This window comes from Xanthomonas sp. CFBP 7698, assembly GCF_003600855.1.
Classification (GTDB): Bacteria; Pseudomonadota; Gammaproteobacteria; order Xanthomonadales; family Xanthomonadaceae; genus Xanthomonas; species Xanthomonas cannabis.
This window is the reverse complement of sequence record NZ_PRDN01000001.1, coordinates 1,749,479-1,765,838: the sequence shown is the minus strand read 5'-3', so window position 1 is coordinate 1,765,838 and position 16,360 is coordinate 1,749,479. Positions and strand designations below refer to the sequence as shown.

At 64.9% G+C, this 16,360-nt stretch carries 12 protein-coding genes; 9 read left to right on the top strand and 3 right to left on the bottom strand.

From position 1 onward, the window contains the following. The first annotated feature begins 23 nt into the window (after nt 1-23). A complete protein-coding gene (locus XnspCFBP7698_RS07440; RefSeq protein WP_047696914.1) occupies nt 24-908 on the top strand; it encodes a bestrophin family ion channel in 885 nt (294 codons plus the stop codon). An 860-nt stretch (nt 909-1,768) separates the two neighbouring features. On the opposite strand, the gene XnspCFBP7698_RS07430 is transcribed toward XnspCFBP7698_RS07440, so the two are convergent. Continuing rightward, nucleotides 1,769-3,874 (bottom strand): bifunctional DedA family/phosphatase PAP2 family protein, encoded by a 2,106-nt coding sequence (locus XnspCFBP7698_RS07430; RefSeq protein ID WP_104581655.1) that lies wholly within the window; start codon nt 3,872-3,874, stop codon nt 1,769-1,771. A gap of 162 nt (nt 3,875-4,036) precedes the next feature. On the opposite strand from XnspCFBP7698_RS07430, the gene XnspCFBP7698_RS07425 reads away from it, so the two are divergent. From XnspCFBP7698_RS07425 to XnspCFBP7698_RS07410, 4 genes are all read left to right on the top strand, one after another. Continuing rightward, entirely contained in the window at nt 4,037-4,696 is a 660-nt protein-coding gene (locus XnspCFBP7698_RS07425) for a serine/threonine-protein kinase (RefSeq protein ID WP_047696911.1), read from the top strand. Between the two features lie 163 nt (nt 4,697-4,859). Beyond that, on the top strand, nt 4,860-5,675 hold the full coding sequence (locus XnspCFBP7698_RS07420; protein ID WP_104581656.1) for an NAD(P)-dependent oxidoreductase: 816 nt from the start codon (nt 4,860-4,862) through the stop codon (nt 5,673-5,675). A 363-nt stretch (nt 5,676-6,038) separates the two neighbouring features. Next, entirely contained in the window at nt 6,039-6,881 is an 843-nt protein-coding gene (locus XnspCFBP7698_RS07415) for a YiiG family protein (protein WP_233548933.1), read from the top strand. 96 nt (nt 6,882-6,977) lie between these two features. Continuing rightward, the gene (locus tag XnspCFBP7698_RS07410; protein WP_104581657.1) at nt 6,978-7,931 is read left to right on the top strand and encodes a YiiG family protein; all 954 of its coding nucleotides are present in this window, start codon (nt 6,978-6,980) and stop codon (nt 7,929-7,931) included. A 607-nt stretch (nt 7,932-8,538) separates the two neighbouring features. Here XnspCFBP7698_RS07410 and XnspCFBP7698_RS07400 read toward each other — a convergent pair. After that, nucleotides 8,539-9,411: an ion transporter gene (locus XnspCFBP7698_RS07400; RefSeq protein ID WP_104581659.1), complete on the bottom strand. Its 873-nt coding sequence runs from the start codon at nt 9,409-9,411 to the stop codon at nt 8,539-8,541. A gap of 72 nt (nt 9,412-9,483) precedes the next feature. Between XnspCFBP7698_RS07400 and XnspCFBP7698_RS07395 the strand changes: the two genes are divergently transcribed. Further along, the gene (locus XnspCFBP7698_RS07395) at nt 9,484-10,710 is read left to right on the top strand and encodes an acetylornithine transaminase (RefSeq protein ID WP_104581660.1); all 1,227 of its coding nucleotides are present in this window, start codon (nt 9,484-9,486) and stop codon (nt 10,708-10,710) included. Nucleotides 10,711-11,040: 330 nt separating this feature from the next. Here the strand turns inward: XnspCFBP7698_RS07395 and XnspCFBP7698_RS07390 are convergent, their stop codons facing one another. After that, nucleotides 11,041-11,658, bottom strand: a complete 618-nt coding sequence (locus XnspCFBP7698_RS07390) for an HAD-IA family hydrolase (RefSeq protein WP_104581661.1) — start codon at nt 11,656-11,658, stop codon at nt 11,041-11,043. A gap of 297 nt (nt 11,659-11,955) precedes the next feature. Between XnspCFBP7698_RS07390 and XnspCFBP7698_RS07385 the strand changes: the two genes are divergently transcribed. The 3 genes from XnspCFBP7698_RS07385 (at nt 11,956) to XnspCFBP7698_RS07375 (ending at nt 16,338) form a co-directional block, all read left to right on the top strand. Continuing rightward, nucleotides 11,956-14,238 (top strand): TonB-dependent receptor, encoded by a 2,283-nt coding sequence (locus tag XnspCFBP7698_RS07385; protein ID WP_199680112.1) that lies wholly within the window; start codon nt 11,956-11,958, stop codon nt 14,236-14,238. Nucleotides 14,239-14,332: 94 nt separating this feature from the next. Beyond that, nucleotides 14,333-15,916, top strand: coding sequence for a flavin monoamine oxidase family protein (locus tag XnspCFBP7698_RS07380; RefSeq protein ID WP_104581663.1), 1,584 nt, complete (start codon nt 14,333-14,335; stop codon nt 15,914-15,916). Beyond that, entirely contained in the window at nt 15,913-16,338 is a 426-nt protein-coding gene (locus XnspCFBP7698_RS07375) for a cytochrome c (RefSeq protein ID WP_104581664.1), read from the top strand. The genes XnspCFBP7698_RS07380 and XnspCFBP7698_RS07375 overlap by 4 nt, the downstream gene beginning before the upstream one ends. The last annotated feature ends 22 nt before the right edge of the window (nt 16,339-16,360 follow it).

Here is a 16,360-nt window from a genome sequence, read left to right as displayed (position 1 = left end):
GCTATCGATCCACGGAGTGAGCCTTGATCATCGATGTCAAACCGCGTGTGGCGGATGTGTTCAACCAGGTCTGGCGGACCCTGGCCGTCTTGTTCGTCTGGGACGTATTGATCACGATCATCTATTACGTGCTGCCATTCCGGGCGCCCGCCCTGCCGTTGACCATCTTCGGTTCGGCGTTGGCGTTGTTCCTGGGCTTTCGCGCCAATTCCACCTATCAACGCTGGTGGGAAGGGCGGGTGCTGTGGGGCCAGATGATCAACGCATCGCGCAACCTGGTGCGTCTGAGTGTGAGCATCCTGTCCGCGCCGGAAGCTGCAGCGCTGGGGCGCACGATTGCGCTGCGACAGATCGCCTATGTCAACGCATTGCGCTGCCAGCTGCGTCGCCTGCCGGTTGCGATGGCCCTGGAGCCGCGCCTGGACGCCGATGAAGTGGCCGCGGTAGTCACGCGTACCAACGTGGCCAACGGTCTGCTCGATACCACCGGGCGCAGTGTGGAGCAGGCGCGGCGTGATGGCTGGATCGACAGCATCCAGCAGGCCAGCGTGGAGCGCATCCTGGTGGACATCGCCAATGCGCAGGGCGGGATGGAACGCCTGAAAAATACGCCGCTGCCGTATCAATATCGCTTCTATCCCAACCTGTTTACGCGGCTTTTCTGCGTGCTGCTGCCGATCGGTCTGGTGGAGACGTTGCAGTACGCCACGCCGGTGGGATCGACAGTGGCCGGGCTGATGTTCCTGGCCGTACTCAAGATCGGCGACGAGCTGGTCGACCCATTTGCCAACACCATCCACGATCTGCCGTTGGACACCATGTGCCGCACGGTTGAAATCGATGCGCTGCAGGCCATCGGCGAGCAGGCGCCGGAGCCGATGCAGCCGGTGGATGGCGTGTTGTGGTGAGTGTTCGCGCTTGCCCAACGGGATCGTCCGAACGGCGCTGAGGCGCATTGGCCTGTTGCCTCAACAGGTGGTGCGGACGGTTGTAGCGCGCCGGATCTGTTGCTTGGCTGCAGGGCCAGTCGAAATGGTGGCTCTGGATGGATCTCAACCAACGATTAGCAAGCTGGCGATGCGGTGTCTTTGCTCTTCGACAAGACCGCCGGCCAACTGTCTGGTGCGGTGGGGGCACCGCGCCCTCGACTAGACGTGAAGATCGCCAAGCGCTCGCGACACGCACGATGCAGTCGTCGCTGCCTGATTGCTCAATACTGGTGGATCAGGCAGAGAGCGGATCATCTGCGCCTTTGCTGCAGGGCCCTTGCCCGCCCACCATCGCAGGACACGCCGCAAGTACATCCATGTAGCTCCTTGGCGGCATCCATGCCGCCAAGGGTCCTGCGACGGTGGGCGGGCAAGGACCAGTAGAGTTGGTCGGTCTGCATGGATCTCAACAGCGACTGGCAAGCTGGCGACGCGGTGTGTTTGCTTTTCAACAAAACCACCAGCCAACTGTCTGGCGTGGTGTCCTCACCGATTGCGGGACCGTTGGCGGCATGGATGCCGCCATCGAGCCTCCATGGACGGATTCACGGCGTGTCCCGCGAGCGGTGAGGGCGCCGCGCCCTCGATGCTGCGACTTGGCTGCAGGCCAAGGACCAGTCGAGATGGTCGGTGTGCATGGATCTCAACCAGCGACCAGCGCCTTTCACCCTGAAAGTTCAGCTGCATCTGGGCGACGCCAGGACATGACCGCCACCGAGACAGCCTTCAAGAGGTAGTGCTGCCAGCTCTTTTCAAGCGGGCTGCGCGAATGCAGCCCGCTAGCGATTGCTGCCCGATCGATCACCGCGCTGTGGCGGTCCTGATGCCGCCGGCCTGGACGCAGTGATTTCTGCCTGCGCTGCAGGGTTGTTTCTGTCCTCGCCACGTACCGCATTGCCCGAGGTGCTGTCTATCAGGATCACCGGGAACTTGGAGCGTCGACGCTGTTCGACGCGATGCGGCAGCGGGCTCAGTGCATCGCGCAACGCGCTCAGGGCCGGGTCCACGCCACGCAGCGGATACCACAGGCCGATCAGGCTGAAGTGGCGGCTGTAGCGCAAGGTCTGCGTGCTGCCGACCCATAGCGGTTGTGCACCGGGCTGCAGGCGCGCGGCCGCGGGCCAAAGGCGCAGCACATGCACGTGCCCGGGCGCCGCGTGGCGCACCATCAGCAAGGCTTCGACCTGGGTATCCAGCGTGGCCGGCAGGATCGGCACTTCGTCCGGGCGACCGCTGGCATCGAGCAGATGCAGCGCCTGTTCCCAACCCGCCTGCGGTTGGGCCCGCCAACCGCGCGATTCCAGCTGGCGCTGCAGCGGTGCGAGCGGCCCGGCGACTTGCACGTCCAGCGGCCAACGCTGGTCGTCGTCGAACTCGTTGCGTCGCGCCGGCAGCAGGCGCCATTGGCCGTTCCACCAATCGCTGGCGGGCAGATCCATCAGCAACGGCGGCGGCGGTTCGAACTTGGCCAGCTTGGTCTCGAGATTGCGCGGCGCAAAGAAGATCGCGCAGCTCACGAACACGCCGTAAAAGATCCACGACACCGGTTTGACCCAGAACGCGCGCGTGGCGCGGCGGCGGTAGGCGATACCGAGCACCAGCAGCCAGAAGATACCGAACAACATGCCGCCGACCACGTCGCTGAGCCAGTGCGCGCCCAGGTACAGGCGCGCAAAGCCGATCAGCGAAACGATGGCGCCGCTGACCAGGTACGGCCATACCCGACGACGCCCGGGCAGCTCGCGCGCGATCAGCAGCGCGAAGAAGCCGAAACCAATGGTGGCCATGGTCACCGCTACCGACGGAAACCCGAAGCCGCTGCTGGCTGCCGGCGGGCGCACCACCTGCACGGTGGCGCCCAGCAGCTGGGTCAGTGCCAGACCGAAGGCCAGCGCGATCACCCAGTGCGTCACTGCCATCCAGCGCTGGCGCCAGGCCAGATAGCCCATGGCCGCGACAATCGCCGGCAGCAGCACCTGCCAGTCGCCCAGCGAGGCCAGCGCCACCATCGGGTAGTCGGCCAGCGGGTTGCGCAGCGCCAGCATCAGGTCGTGCACGGCCAGGTCCACGCGCAGCGGTTCGCCATGCGCCAGCACCACCATCAGCAACACAAACCAGCCCCAGCCCAGCAGCAGCAGCATCAGCGCCATCATCGCCAGCGGCACCGACTCGCGACGGCGCGGGTCGAACACGCTGACCGACCAGTTGCCCAGCACGGGGTGCCGGTGCGACCACTCCAGCAAGCGTGCAAGCAAGGCATCCAGATGGCCTGCCGACCAGCGATACGAATACAACACCACCGCCCAGGCCAGGCCGATGACCGCGGCCAGCAATGTGACGACCACGAACAAGCGCCCGGCCACGGCCGCCACCGCGTCGTAGGCGGTTCCCAGCACCCAGCCCGGGACCAGAAACAGCAAGGCCCACGACACGCAGGCAAGGCCGCTGGCAACCAGGTAGCGCTTGAACGGCATGTGCGACATGCCCGCAATGGCCGGCACGAACGGCCGCACCGCACCGACGTAGCGGGCGATCAGGATGCTCTTGAAGGCGTTGCGCCGGAACAGCAACTCGCCGCGTTCCAGCAATTGCGGATAGCGGCGAAACGGCCAGTAGGTATGCAGTTGATGGCCCCAGCGGTGGCCTACCCAGAAGCTCAGCGCATCGCCGACGAACGCGCCCAGCGTGGCGCAGACCACCGCATACGGTCCGTTGATCTGGCCAAGCCCGATCAGCACGCCGATGGCGAACAGCAGGGGCAGCGCGGGCACGATGGCGCCGAGCACGATCACCGCATCACAGAATGCGATGGCAAAGATCACCACGCCAGCCAAGGTGGGGTGGTGTCCGATCCACTCCAGCGTGGCGTCGATCCATGAGTTCATCCCCGAATTATAGGTGGGCACGGCGACGGCTGACTTGCGCGGTGCTCACATCCGGCTGTCCGCTTCACCTGAGGTTGCATCCAGGCGCCGGCGCCTGCCGGTGCCACCTGCAGGCACGCCCGGGGCGGTATGGCGGTGCACGGTGCCCGCCTACAATGGGGGATGAGTGACGACCGCACCGGCAATCTGCCACTGAAGTCCGATACGTTCGGACGCATCCTGTTGATCCGCGACGCCGGTCGGGTATTCGTACGGCGCGACCTGAGCGTGGCGCCGCGGCTGTTGCGCGGTGTGGCCTGGTGGCTGGCGCGTCGCGAAGCGCTGGCCTTGCGCCAGCTGGACGGGCTGCCGCGCACGCCACGGTTGCTGCACTGGGACGGGCGTCATCTGGACCGCAGCTATCTGGCGGGCGATGCCATGTACCAGCGTCCGCCGCGTGGCGACCTGGCCTATTTCCACAGTGCGCGCCGGTTGCTGCAGCAGTTGCATCGGCGTGGTGTTGCCCACAACGATCTCGCCAAGGAAGCCAACTGGCTGGTACAGGACGACGGCAGCCCGGCGGTGATCGATTTCCAGCTGGCCGTGCGCGGCAACCCGCGCGCGCGCTGGATGCGCCTGCTTGCACGCGAGGATCTGCGCCATCTGCTCAAGCACAAGCGCATGTACTGCCCGGCCTCGATCACGCCGGTGGAACGTCGCGTGCTCAAGCGTACCTCCTGGGTGCGCGAACTTTGGTTCGCTACCGGCAAACCGGTCTACCGCTTCGTGACCCGTCGCGTGTTGCACTGGGAAGACAACGAGGGGCAGGGGCCGAAGCCCTGAGGGGCGGGGATTGGTTGTTCGGGATTTGGGATTCGTAAAGGCGGATGGTGCAGGGCTGGTGGCTGGTCGGTTGAATCCAGCAGCTGCACATGACGCGTTCCGATTCGGCGCCGGTCACCGGCTGTAAGCTCTGACGAATCCCTAATCCCGATTCCCCAATCCCATGACCTTAAAAGGCAAAACCCTCTTCATCACCGGCGCCTCGCGCGGGATTGGCTTGGCGATTGCACTGCGCGCGGCGCGCGATGGGGCTAATGTGGCGATCGCGGCCAAATTGGCGGTGGCCAATCCCAAATTGCCCGGCACCATCCATAGCGCGGCCGCGGCGGTGACTGCGGCAGGTGGGCAGGCGCTTGCGCTCAAATGCGATATCCGCGACGACGCGCAGGTGCAGGCCGCCGTTGCTGCAACCGTGGAGACGTTTGGCGGGATCGACATCCTGGTCAACAACGCCAGCGCGATCTGGTTGCGCGGCGTCCTGGAGACGCCGATGAAGCGCTTCGACCTGATGCAGCAGGTCAATGCGCGGGGCAGTTTTGTGTGCGCGCAAGCCTGCCTGCCGCATCTGTTGCGGTCATCCAATCCGCACATCCTCACCCTCGCGCCGCCACCTTCATTGAATCCGGTGTGGTGGGGTGCACATACCGGCTACACGTTGGCGAAGATGGGCATGAGCCTGGTCACGCTGGGGCTGGCCGCCGAGTTCGGCCCGCAAGGCGTGGCGGTCAATGCGTTGTGGCCGCGCACGGTGATCGCCACCGATGCGATCAACATGCTGCCCGGCGTGGATGCCGCGGCCTGCCGTCGCCCGGAGATCGTGGCCGATGCGGCGCATGCGGTGCTGACGCGCGAGGCGGCCGGATTCCATGGCCAGTTCCTGATCGACGACGACGTCCTGGCCCAGGCCGGCATCACCGACCTGAGCAGTTACGCGGTCGACCCGTCGCATGCGTTGTTGCCGGATCTGTTTCTGGATTGAGTGCAGCGAACATCACTGCCCGCGTCGTTGGCGGGCTGCGGAGCGCGAACGGGAAGCGGCGCACGCAGGTACCGCGATTTTAGCGTGTGGGTGCGTTCGACCAGCGGTCGCGCCGTGCAGATCCGGCAGCCTCGCATACCACCTGAAGCGAGCACACGAGGTTCACGGCAGGGTTTGCTATGGTGCCCGGCTGAAAACGTTTCCAACAAGGATGTGTCGCGCGTGTCTCCGAAGTTCCGTGTGCTCGTCCTGGCGGCATCTGTCCTGGCGGCCGCGTGTGGCGGCAAGCCGCAGCAGCCTGCAACTGGTGCCGAACTTGCCGGTGCCAAAACGTCTGAAAGACAGGCGGATTCCGTGCAGGGCGTGACTGCCAAGCTTGCCGCTTACATCGACTGCTTCAACGGCGTCAACGCAAAGGTCCACGCCGGCGCCAGGTATTACACCGGCTGGATGCAGGACCCGTTCGCCGGTCCGACCGGTGGAGAGTCCGGCATGACCGGTCCGTACGATATCGACGATCACGACATGAAGCAGTGCGACGCACCGGTCCGCGCGGCCGCTGGGGTGACACCGGTGCTACCGGCATTGGACAAGGCAGCAGGCGACTATCGTGCGGCCCTGAAGGCACTGCAGCCGATCAGTCACGCGCTGGCCGATTACTACACGCGCCAGGACTACGAAGACGACCAGTTCGCCAAGGGCAAACAGCTGCACCCGCAGCTGATGGAGGCGCTGTCCGCCTACGCCGATGCCAGTACCGCCTTCAGTGCCGAACTGGACCTGCAAAACGACGCGGTGCAGCGCGAAAAACTCAGAACCCTGGAGCAGGGCGGGGGCCGTACGCGCGCGTACTACCGTCTGGCGATGATGCTCGACGCCAAGGAGATCGCCGATGCGCTGGAAGAAGAGTCGTTCGACGTGCCACGTGCCAACGCGCTGCTGGACGGCTTCAACCGTCTCTGCGATGAGGCGCACGCCCAGGTGGCCAACCAGGAGCCGGGCAAACTGAGCTGGAACAGCTTCGAAACCGCCGCGGAAAACTTCCGCAGGCAAGCCAAGGCGCGGGTGAAACGCGTGGTCGAAAAAACGCCGTATAGCAAGATGGAGCAGGGCTGGCTGGATAACCCCCTGATGGCGCCCGAAGGCTCGTCGCGCAAGTTGCTCGACACCTACAACGCGCTGGTGTCCGAAAGCAATCGTCAATAGTCAGTGCTGCCTCAGCCATCACACATGTGCCGGGCGATCGGCTGCGCCAGATACCTTTCGGCCGCACGCCGCGGCGGCCTTCTTCTTCAACCATCAATGGAACACAAGATGATCCACCAACTTCGTTATGTGCCACTCACCGCAGCGATCGCTTTTGCCGCGCTGTTTGCCGGCTGCCAGAAAAACGCACCTGCCGCTGCGGTGGAGGGCGCCGACAAGATCAATGCCTACATCGCGTGTTTCAACGGCGTCGAGCAGCCGATCCATGAGAGCTACCAGCAATATATCGGCTGGATGCAGGACCCCGAGGCGGGTCCGACCGGCAAGGAACGCGGTATCCGGGCCCCGGGCACGGTGCTGTCGCATCACGTGGACGAATGCGGCGCGCCGATGACCGCGGCGTTGGCGCAAACGCCGGCCAACCCCGAGCTCGACCCGGTGGCCAAGACCTATCAAGAACGCTTCACCACGCTCAACGACCGTATCGGGGAAGCGGTGCGCTACTACGACCGGGAGGATTATCTGCGCGATGACGGCAAGGGCATGAAGGCGCTGCACGCGCCGCTGATGCAGGCCTATCACGCATTCTTCGAAGCCGGCGAGGCCATGAACGCCGCGCTTGAACATAACGAAGACACGCGGCGTCAGGCCCAGATCGATACGATCGAAAAAGAGGAAGGCCGCAGCGCGTCCTGGTATCACTTGAAGATTATCGGCGAGGGCAAGCAGCTGGTGCAGGTGCTGGACAACGACACGCCGGATCTTGCCGCAGCGCAGTCCCAGCTCGCGCGCTATCAAAGCATTCTGGAAGAGGCGCAGAAGGCCAAGGTCGGCCAGGGCGATGCGATGTGGGGCCACATGGAACGCTCTGCCGACAAGCTGGCGCGCGAGTCGGGGCGGTTGGTCGAGCGTATCCGGACCAAGACACCATTGAACAAGAGCGAGCAGATGCTGCTGGAAAGCGGCTCGCTCCCACCGGGCGGCACGCGCCAGGCAGTGCTGGCCAGTTACAACGATCTGATCGACATGAGTAATCGCATGTCGCACTGAGGCTGTGCGCTTTCGCTGCCGCGTTGTGGATCGGATCGATCAGGTGAGTAGCAAGTTTCAAAGGCACGGCTATTTCGAGTAGCCTGATTTAGATGGAGTTAAAAACCTAGTCGGTCGAGTGCGCGGTGCCCTCACCGCTTGCGGGACACGCCGTGAATCCGTCCATGGAGGCTCCTTGGCGGCATCCATGCCGCCAAGGGTCCCGCAAGCGGCGAGGGCACCGCACCAGTAAGATTCAAGGTGGCTTCATTGGAAGCCTGCTCATTCTTGGATTGTCTTGAACAACTGAGTGGTGCGTCTAAGTGGTGGCGCTTTATACGAACACGCAGGTCATGCTCTGCTTGCACCGGCACAACGACCATCGTCGATGGTCCTCGCCCGCTCACCGTCGCGGGACCTTGAGCGGCACGGATGCCGCGCCAGAGCCTCCAGGGACGGATTCACGGCGTGTCCTGCGATGGTGAGCGGGCGAGGGCCCTGCAGCCAAGCGACAGATCATCGCTCTACGACTGATCTATCCGAACTATCCATCGCTACTCGGTGGGGCCTTGGGCTGTGGAAGGCCGCGAAATAGTTGCGTTCGCCGCACCAGGTCCGCAGCACCGCGTTAGCCGTTGGAGATCTCCGGCAGCGGCTCGGCGCATTGCCGGCAATAGCGTGCGTCCGCCGTGTGGCCTTCCAGCCCGCAACGGGCGCAGTTGCGCGTATCGCGCTTGCCGGTGTGGCCACCGTCGCGCAGCGTGCTGGCCAGTTCGGCGGTGTAGATGCCAGTGGGCACGGCGATGATGCTGTAGCCGATCAGGATCAGCGCCGAGGTGACGAAACGGCCCAGCGTGGTCTGCGGCACCAGGTCGCCAAAGCCCACAGTGGCCATGGTGACGATGGCCCAGTACATGCTGGTGGGGATGCTGGTGAAGCCGTGCTGCGGGCCTTCGATGACATACATCGTGGCGCCGGCGATCACGGTGATGGTGAGCACGCTGAACAGGAAGACCAGCACCTTGCGGCGGCTGCGCCACAGCGCGTCCACCAATTGCCCGCTTTCCTGGATGTAGCGGGTGAGCTTGAGAATGCGGAACAGCCGCAGGATGCGCAGCACGCGCACCACCAGCAGCGTCTGTGCGCCGGGCACGAAGAACGACAGATAGCTGGGCAGGATCGAGAGCAGGTCGATCACGCCCCAGATGCTGAGCGCGTAATGCAGCGGGCGCCGCACCACCGACAGACGCAGCGCGTATTCGACGGTGAACAGCACCGTGAACGCCCATTCCAGCGGGACCAGCCAGTGCGCCGAGTGCGCATGGATGCGCGGCACGCTGTCGATCATGATCACCACCACGCTGGCCAGGATGGCCGCGACCAGCAACAGGTCGAAATTGCGCGAAGGGCGGGTGTCGTGCCGGTAGATGATGTCGAACCACTGCCGGCGCCAGCCGTCGTCGGTGGCGGGGGTGAGCTGAGGATCGGAGAAGGGGCGCATGCGCGCATTGTGCCGCAGCCGCGCGAATGCGCGAGAATGCCGGTCTCCCTTCCGCGTCTGTGACCCACCATCATGAGCACCGCTGCCGATTCGCCCCTGTCCCTCGCGCACTACTACCTGCCGGTGTATCGCCCGCGCCAGGTGGTGCTGGAGCGCGGTCAGGGCAGTCGCGTGTGGGACGATGCGGGGCGCGAGTACCTGGACCTGTCCTCCGGCATTGCGGTCAGCGGGCTGGGCCATAACGATCCGGACCTGGTGGCCGCGCTCACCGAGCAGGCCGGCAAGCTGTGGCACACCAGCAACATCTTCTACAGCGCGCCGCCGCTACGTCTGGCCGAAGAACTGGTCACCGCCTCGCGCTTTGCGGAAAACGTGTTCCTGTGCAATTCCGGCACGGAGGCCAACGAGGCGGCGATCAAGCTGGTGCGCAAGTGGGCCAGCAGCCAGGGGCGCCCGGCCGACAGGCGCGTCATCGTGACCTTCCGCGGCAGCTTCCATGGCCGCACGCTGGCCTCGGTGACAGCCACCGCGCAGCCCAAGTACCAGGAAGGCTATGAGCCGCTGCCGGGTGGATTCCGTTATGTGGACTTCAACGACGTGGCGGCGCTGGAAGCGGCCATGGCGAGCGGCGACGTGGCGGCGGTGATGGTGGAGCCGATCCAGGGCGAGGGCGGGGTGATGCCGGCCGCGCCGGGCTTCCTGGCCCGTGCGCGCGCGCTGTGCGATCAGCACGACGCCTTGCTGGTGCTGGACGAGATTCAATGCGGCATGGGCCGCACCGGCACGCTGTTTGCGCATTGGCAGGAGCAGGTGACGCCGGACATCGTGACGCTGGCCAAGGCGCTGGGCGGCGGTTTTCCGATCGGTGCGATGCTGGCCGGTCCCAAGGTAGCGCAGACCATGCAGTTCGGCGCGCACGGCACCACCTTCGGCGGCAATCCGCTGGCCGCGGCGGTAGCGCGGGTGGCATTGCGTAAGCTGGCCTCGCCGGAGATTGCAGCCAACGTGGAGCGCCAATCGGCGGCGTTGCGCGCAGGGCTGGAGGCATTGAATGCCGAGTTCGATCTGTTTGCGCAGATCCGCGGACGCGGCCTGATGCTGGGCGCGGTGCTGGCACCGGCGCATGCCGGTCAGGCGGGGGCAATCCTGGATCTGGCCGCCAAGCACGGCTTGCTGGTGCTGCAGGCTGGACCGGATGTGCTGCGCTTTGTGCCGGCACTCAGTCTGACCGATGCCGAGCTGGCTGAGGGGTTGGCGCGTTTGCGGCTGGCGATTGCCGAGTATGTCGCGCAGTCGTGATGGATGCCTGCGTCCTGCGAAGTGCAGGATGATGGGGCTTGGCTTGGGGTGAGCGTGCGCAGTCTGGCAGGCGTGATTGCGTGGTCTGTCGCTTATTTGATGTTGAGGTTCCGGCGTAATGCGGGGGCTCAGCTCGCTGCTGCGAGTTGGGTGTCGTCCTTCGTACCCTCGCCCCAACCCCTTTCCCGAGGCGAGAGGGGCTGAAGGCATCGCGGTGTTGTCTGGTGGCGTGCGCTGGGTTGTCGGAGCTGCATGCAGTACCGCTCTTGGCTGCGGTCTGCAACGCTTCCGATTCCCGATTCCCGATTCCCGATTCCCGATTCCCGACACTTATCCCACGCCGTGCCGCTTCAACACCCGCCGTAAGGCGCGGGCGTCGCGCACGGTGTCGGCGTGCAGGCCGGCCGCGCGTGCGCCGCGCACGTTGACGAACAGGTCGTCGACAAACAGCGTGCGCTCGGCGCGTTCGCCGAGCTGCGCAAGCGCACGCTGATACACCTGTACATCTGGTTTGCGGCCGCCAAGTGCGCCGCTGCATAGCACGCGGCCCTGCAACAGCGGGAACAGCGGCGGCACGATCCGCTCGATCGCGTCCATCATCAGCGGGCCGTTGTTGGTGAGCACCGCCACCGCCGTGGTCGCCGACACCGCCAGCACCTGCGTCACGACCGATGGGTCGGCGCGGCAGGCGGCGACGCGGGCCGCGAGCCAGGTGGCGCGATCGATCGTGTGCCCGAGCCCCTGGCTCAACTGCGCCAGATACGCCTGCGTGTCGATCGTGCCGGCGTCGTAGGCGCGCTCCAGGCCCTGCACGAACAGCACCTCGTGCACCCACTGCGGTGTGCAGCCCGCCGCCGCCGCCAGCGCGGCCATGCGCCGTGGCCGCGCGTAGTGCGCGAGCACGCCATCGAAATCGAGCAACAGCAGCGACGGCGGTGCGGGCGGCATAGATGTACTCGTGCGGTGGCTGCGCAGCGTTGTCGATCTGTCGCGGCATGGCAAGCGCGCAAGACCTGTTATGCCCGAAACCGCGCAGGTAGGTCGCCGCGAGACGTATTCAGAGTCTTGAATCCGGCAGGAACCTACCCGCCTGCGCCAACCCTACCCTCCGCACCGCGGTTGCGGCGGAACTGTGCTGGTTATGGTCGATGCATGCCGCATTTGCGGTGTCAGCCGGTCTCGGGGGAGCGCCCGGTCACTCAGCACGCTACACGTCTCCAGGGGTTTGATTGCATGCGAAAGTGCCTGAATACCGATCACCTGGCGGCCTCGGTCGCCGCCATCCTCAGCACCACCCGCTCGCGCCACACGCTGGCGTCGATGACCTTGTTGCTGGCCGGCGCACACAGCCTGCCAGCCGCCGCCCAGGATGCGCGCACGCTGGATGCGGTCAGCGTGGTGGGCACCGGCTCCACGCGGACCACCGCATCGATTTCGGTTGCCGAGATCCAGGCACAGGTGCCGGGCGTGGCACCGCAGCAACTGCTGGCCAGCTTGCCCGGCGTGAATGTGCAGACCACCGACCCATTCGGGCTATACGAGTTTGGCGACTCAATGACCATCCGCGGGTTCTCCGCCAATCAGATCGGCGTGACGCTCGACGGCATTCCGATCGAGACCTTCGACACCCGCGAAGGCGGGCCGATCACCCGGTACGTGTCCAGCGAGAACCTGCTCGACGTCACGGTGTCGGCCGGCTCGGGCGATGTCACCCAGCCGTCGTATCACGCACTCGGTGGTGCGATCCGCTACACCAGCCTGCCGCCGAAGGGCGGCGACAGCTGGAGCGGCAATCTCACCCAGACCATCGGTTCGGACGATCTGGTGCGCAGCTTCGTGCGCCTGGATACGCCGGATTGGTGGGAAGGCGGCCCCAGCGCGTATCTCTCCGCCTCGCGCACGCAGGGCGGGGTGTGGGACATGGAACCGGCCACGCAAAAGAGCGATCACTTCGAAGCCAAGATTCGCCAGGCCTGGGACGCGGGCACCCTGACGCTCGGCTGGATCTACAACAACCGCAAGGACTACGACGTGCAGTCGTACAACTCCGACGGGTCGGTGGCGTGGGACCTGCACGAACGCATCACCGGCAACCCGGAAGTAGACGCCGAGCATTACAGCGAATGGCAGAACGGCCGGCGCGATTCGCTGCTCAGCCTGCACGGCGATTTCCTGTTCAACGATGCGATCGGCTTCACCTTCACCGGCTATTACGAAAACAAGCATGGTTACGGCGTCGGCGGCACACCGCCGAGCACGGCCACCGGCTTGTACAACGATGCCATCGCCGGCACGCCGGGGCGTACCGACATCGCCATCAACGACCCGCAGATCGTCGATGCCAACGGCACTGTCACTCGCGTCGGTGCGATGACGCGGCGCGAAGAAATCATGGGTGGCGATCGCTACGGCGTGACCACGGCGGTGTCGTGGGAGACCGAGCACAACAAGCTCGAAGTCGGCGCGTGGTACGAAAACTACGACTTCGATCAGGTGCGTCCGCTGTACAACCTGGACCCGGCCACTGGCGCGCTGCTCAAGGGCGCGCTGCCGATCGTCATCTACTACGACAACCACTTCTCCACCGAGGTGAAGCAGCTCTACATCAAGGACACGCTGCGCCTGCTCGACGACCGCTTGACGATGGAGTTCGGTGCCAAGGGCCTGGATGTCAAACGCGACTACAACGGCATCGCCAACCTGGACGATTTCAATATCGGTGTGCGGCGCAATGTGACCATCAAGAACAGCGACTGGTTCCAGCCGCAGGTGGGTGCAAGTTTCCAGCTGGCCGATGGTGTGCAGGTGTTTGCCAACTACGCCGAAAACTTCAGCTCGGCACCGCGCCTGGCGCTGACCTCCGGCGCGTTCAATCCGGACATCGCCCCGGAGGAGTCCACCAATATCGATATCGGCATCCGCGCCGAATCCACGCAATGGAGCGGCTATCTGGCCGCCTACAAGATCGACTACGAAAACCGCATCATCGCGCTGACCGACCCGGACCCGCTGGTGGTGGCTCCCACGGTGTACGCCAATGTCGGCGACGTGCAGACCTATGGCGCGGAACTGTCGGGCATGTGGAAGCCGGCGCCAGGCTGGCGGTTGGGTGCATCGTTGACCTGGAACAGGTCCGAATTCCAGGACGACTATTTCGGCCCGGTCAGCGGCAATCTGGTACAAGTTAAGGGCAACGATGTGCCCGACGCACCGAAGGTGATGTTCAGCGTCAACGGTGGCTGGGAAGGCGAGCGCTTCTTCGCCAACCTCGATACCAAATACACCGGCAAGCGCTACGGCGACACGCTCAACACCGATCAGGTGGATGCCACCTTCATCGTCAACGGCAGCGTGGGCTATCAGGGCGGCGACGGGGGATTCCTGGCAGGCGGCAGGTTGCAGTTGTCGGTCTACAACCTGTTCGACAAGGACGATGCGATCGGTGCGGTGTTTCCCAATGAAAGCTCCGGCTCGTATCAGCTGATCGCGCCACGCCAGTTGTTCGCCAGCCTGTCCTACCGGTTTTGAAACACAGCCGCGACCGGCCGTGCGGCCGGTCGCGTGCGTTTGTCCATGACATGCAGGGGACTATGCAGTGACGCAAGGCAATTACTCTGGGGCGATGACGCGGCGGCAATTGCTGGCGCGCATCGGCATGACCGCCGGCGGCGCCATGATGTACCAGGCGATGAGCAGCCTGGGCATGGCGGCCGAATCCAATTTCAAAGGGCCATTGCAGCTGGATGGCGACCCCAAGGGCGCATCGGTGTTGATCCTGGGCGCCGGTCTTGCGGGCATGAGCGCCGCCTTCGAGTTGCGCAAGGCCGGCTACCGCGTGCAGGTGCTGGAATACAACGGCCGGCCCGGCGGGCGTAACTGGACCCTGCGTGGCGGCGACCGCTACACCGAGCTGGGCGGTGCCGCCCAGCACTGCCAGTTCGACGACGGGCTGTATCTCAACCCGGGGCCGTGGCGCATTCCGCATCACCACAAGGCGGTGTTGAGTTACTGCAAGCAGTTCGGGGTGGCATTGGAAGCCTTCAACCAAGTCAATTACAACGCGCTGTTGCATAGCGAAAAAGGCTTCGGCGGCAAACCGCAGCGCTTTCGCGCCATCGATGCCGATTACAAGGGCCATGTCTCGGAGTTGCTGGCCAAGTGCACGCAGCAGCACGCCCTGGACACGGCCGTCAGCCGCGAGGATCAGGAACTGCTGCTGGAATCGCTGCGCACCTGGGGCGCGCTCGATCAGAAGTTTGGCTACGTCAAAGGCAAGGACAGCAGCGAGCGGCGCGGCTTTGCGCGGTATCCCGGTGGCGGTCTGTCGGGCAAACCGGAGTTCTCCGACCCCTTCAGCGTGCAGGACGTGCTGCGCTCGCGCCTGTGGACCACGCTGGCGGCCGGCAACAACTACGAAATGCAGACCACCATGTTCCAGCCGGTGGGCGGCATGGACCAGATCGGCAAGGCGTTCGCGCGTCAGCTTGGCGATGCCATCACCTACAACGCCAAGGTCACCAGGATCGACCAGGACGGCAGCGGCGTGCGCGTGTCCTGGCAGGATGCGGCGCATGGCGGCGAAGAACGTATCGCCAGCGCAGAGTGGTGCATCTGCACGATTCCGTTGTCGGTACTCAGCCGCATTCCGGTGACCGCCAGCGACGCGATGACCACCGCGATCGGCAAGGTGCCGTACGCGGCATCGGTCAAGGTGGGGCTGCAATTCAAACGCCGTTTCTGGGAAGAGGACGAAGCGATCTACGGCGGCATCAGCTACACCGATCTGCCGATCACCCTGATCAGTTACCCAAGCACCGGCTATCACAGCCCCGGCAAAGGTGTATTGCTCGGTGCTTATGTCTGGGGATTGGATGCCTACCAGTTCACCTCGATGACGCCGGAGCAGCGCGTGCGCAAGGCGGTGGAATACGGTACGCAGCTGCATCCGCAGTATCCACGTGAGTTCGAAAACGGCATCGCCGTCGGTTGGCACCGCGTGCCGTTCACGCATGGCTGCTTCGGCATGTGGACCGAGCAGGCGCGCGCCGAGCATTACGAACCGCTATGCCAGATCGACGGGCGCCTGGCGCTGGCCGGCGAGCACGTGTCGTACATCCCGGCCTGGCAGGAGGGCGCGATCCTGTCTGCGCACGATGTCGTCGGCCGTCTGCATCGCAGGGTGCTTGCCGCAGGAGGCCGCGCATGAGCCTGTTGCCACGCACGCTGGTCGCCGCCGTCGCGCTGGTCATCGGCGCGTTGCTGTTGCCGTCGGGCCTGCGCGATGCGCGGGCGCAAAGTTCCGATGCCACCCAGCTGTTTCCGCAGCAGGGCTTTGCCAAGGCATCGGGACAGGAGGTGTACCAGGCCATCTGCCAGGGCTGCCACATGCCTGCCGGGCACGGTGCGCAAGGTGCGGGCGAGTATCCCGCGCTTGCCGCCAACCCCAAGCTGGCGGCCGGCCCCTATGTGACCATGATGGTGCTCGACGGCCACGCCGGCATGCCCGGCTTCGGTGACATGCTCGACGATCGCCAGGTGGCCGAAGTGGTGAGCTATGTGCGCACCCATTTCGGCAACGATCACAGCGAACGTGTCACCGCCGACGACGTGAAGCTGCTACGCCATTGATCTTTCCCTGCCAAGGAGTTGC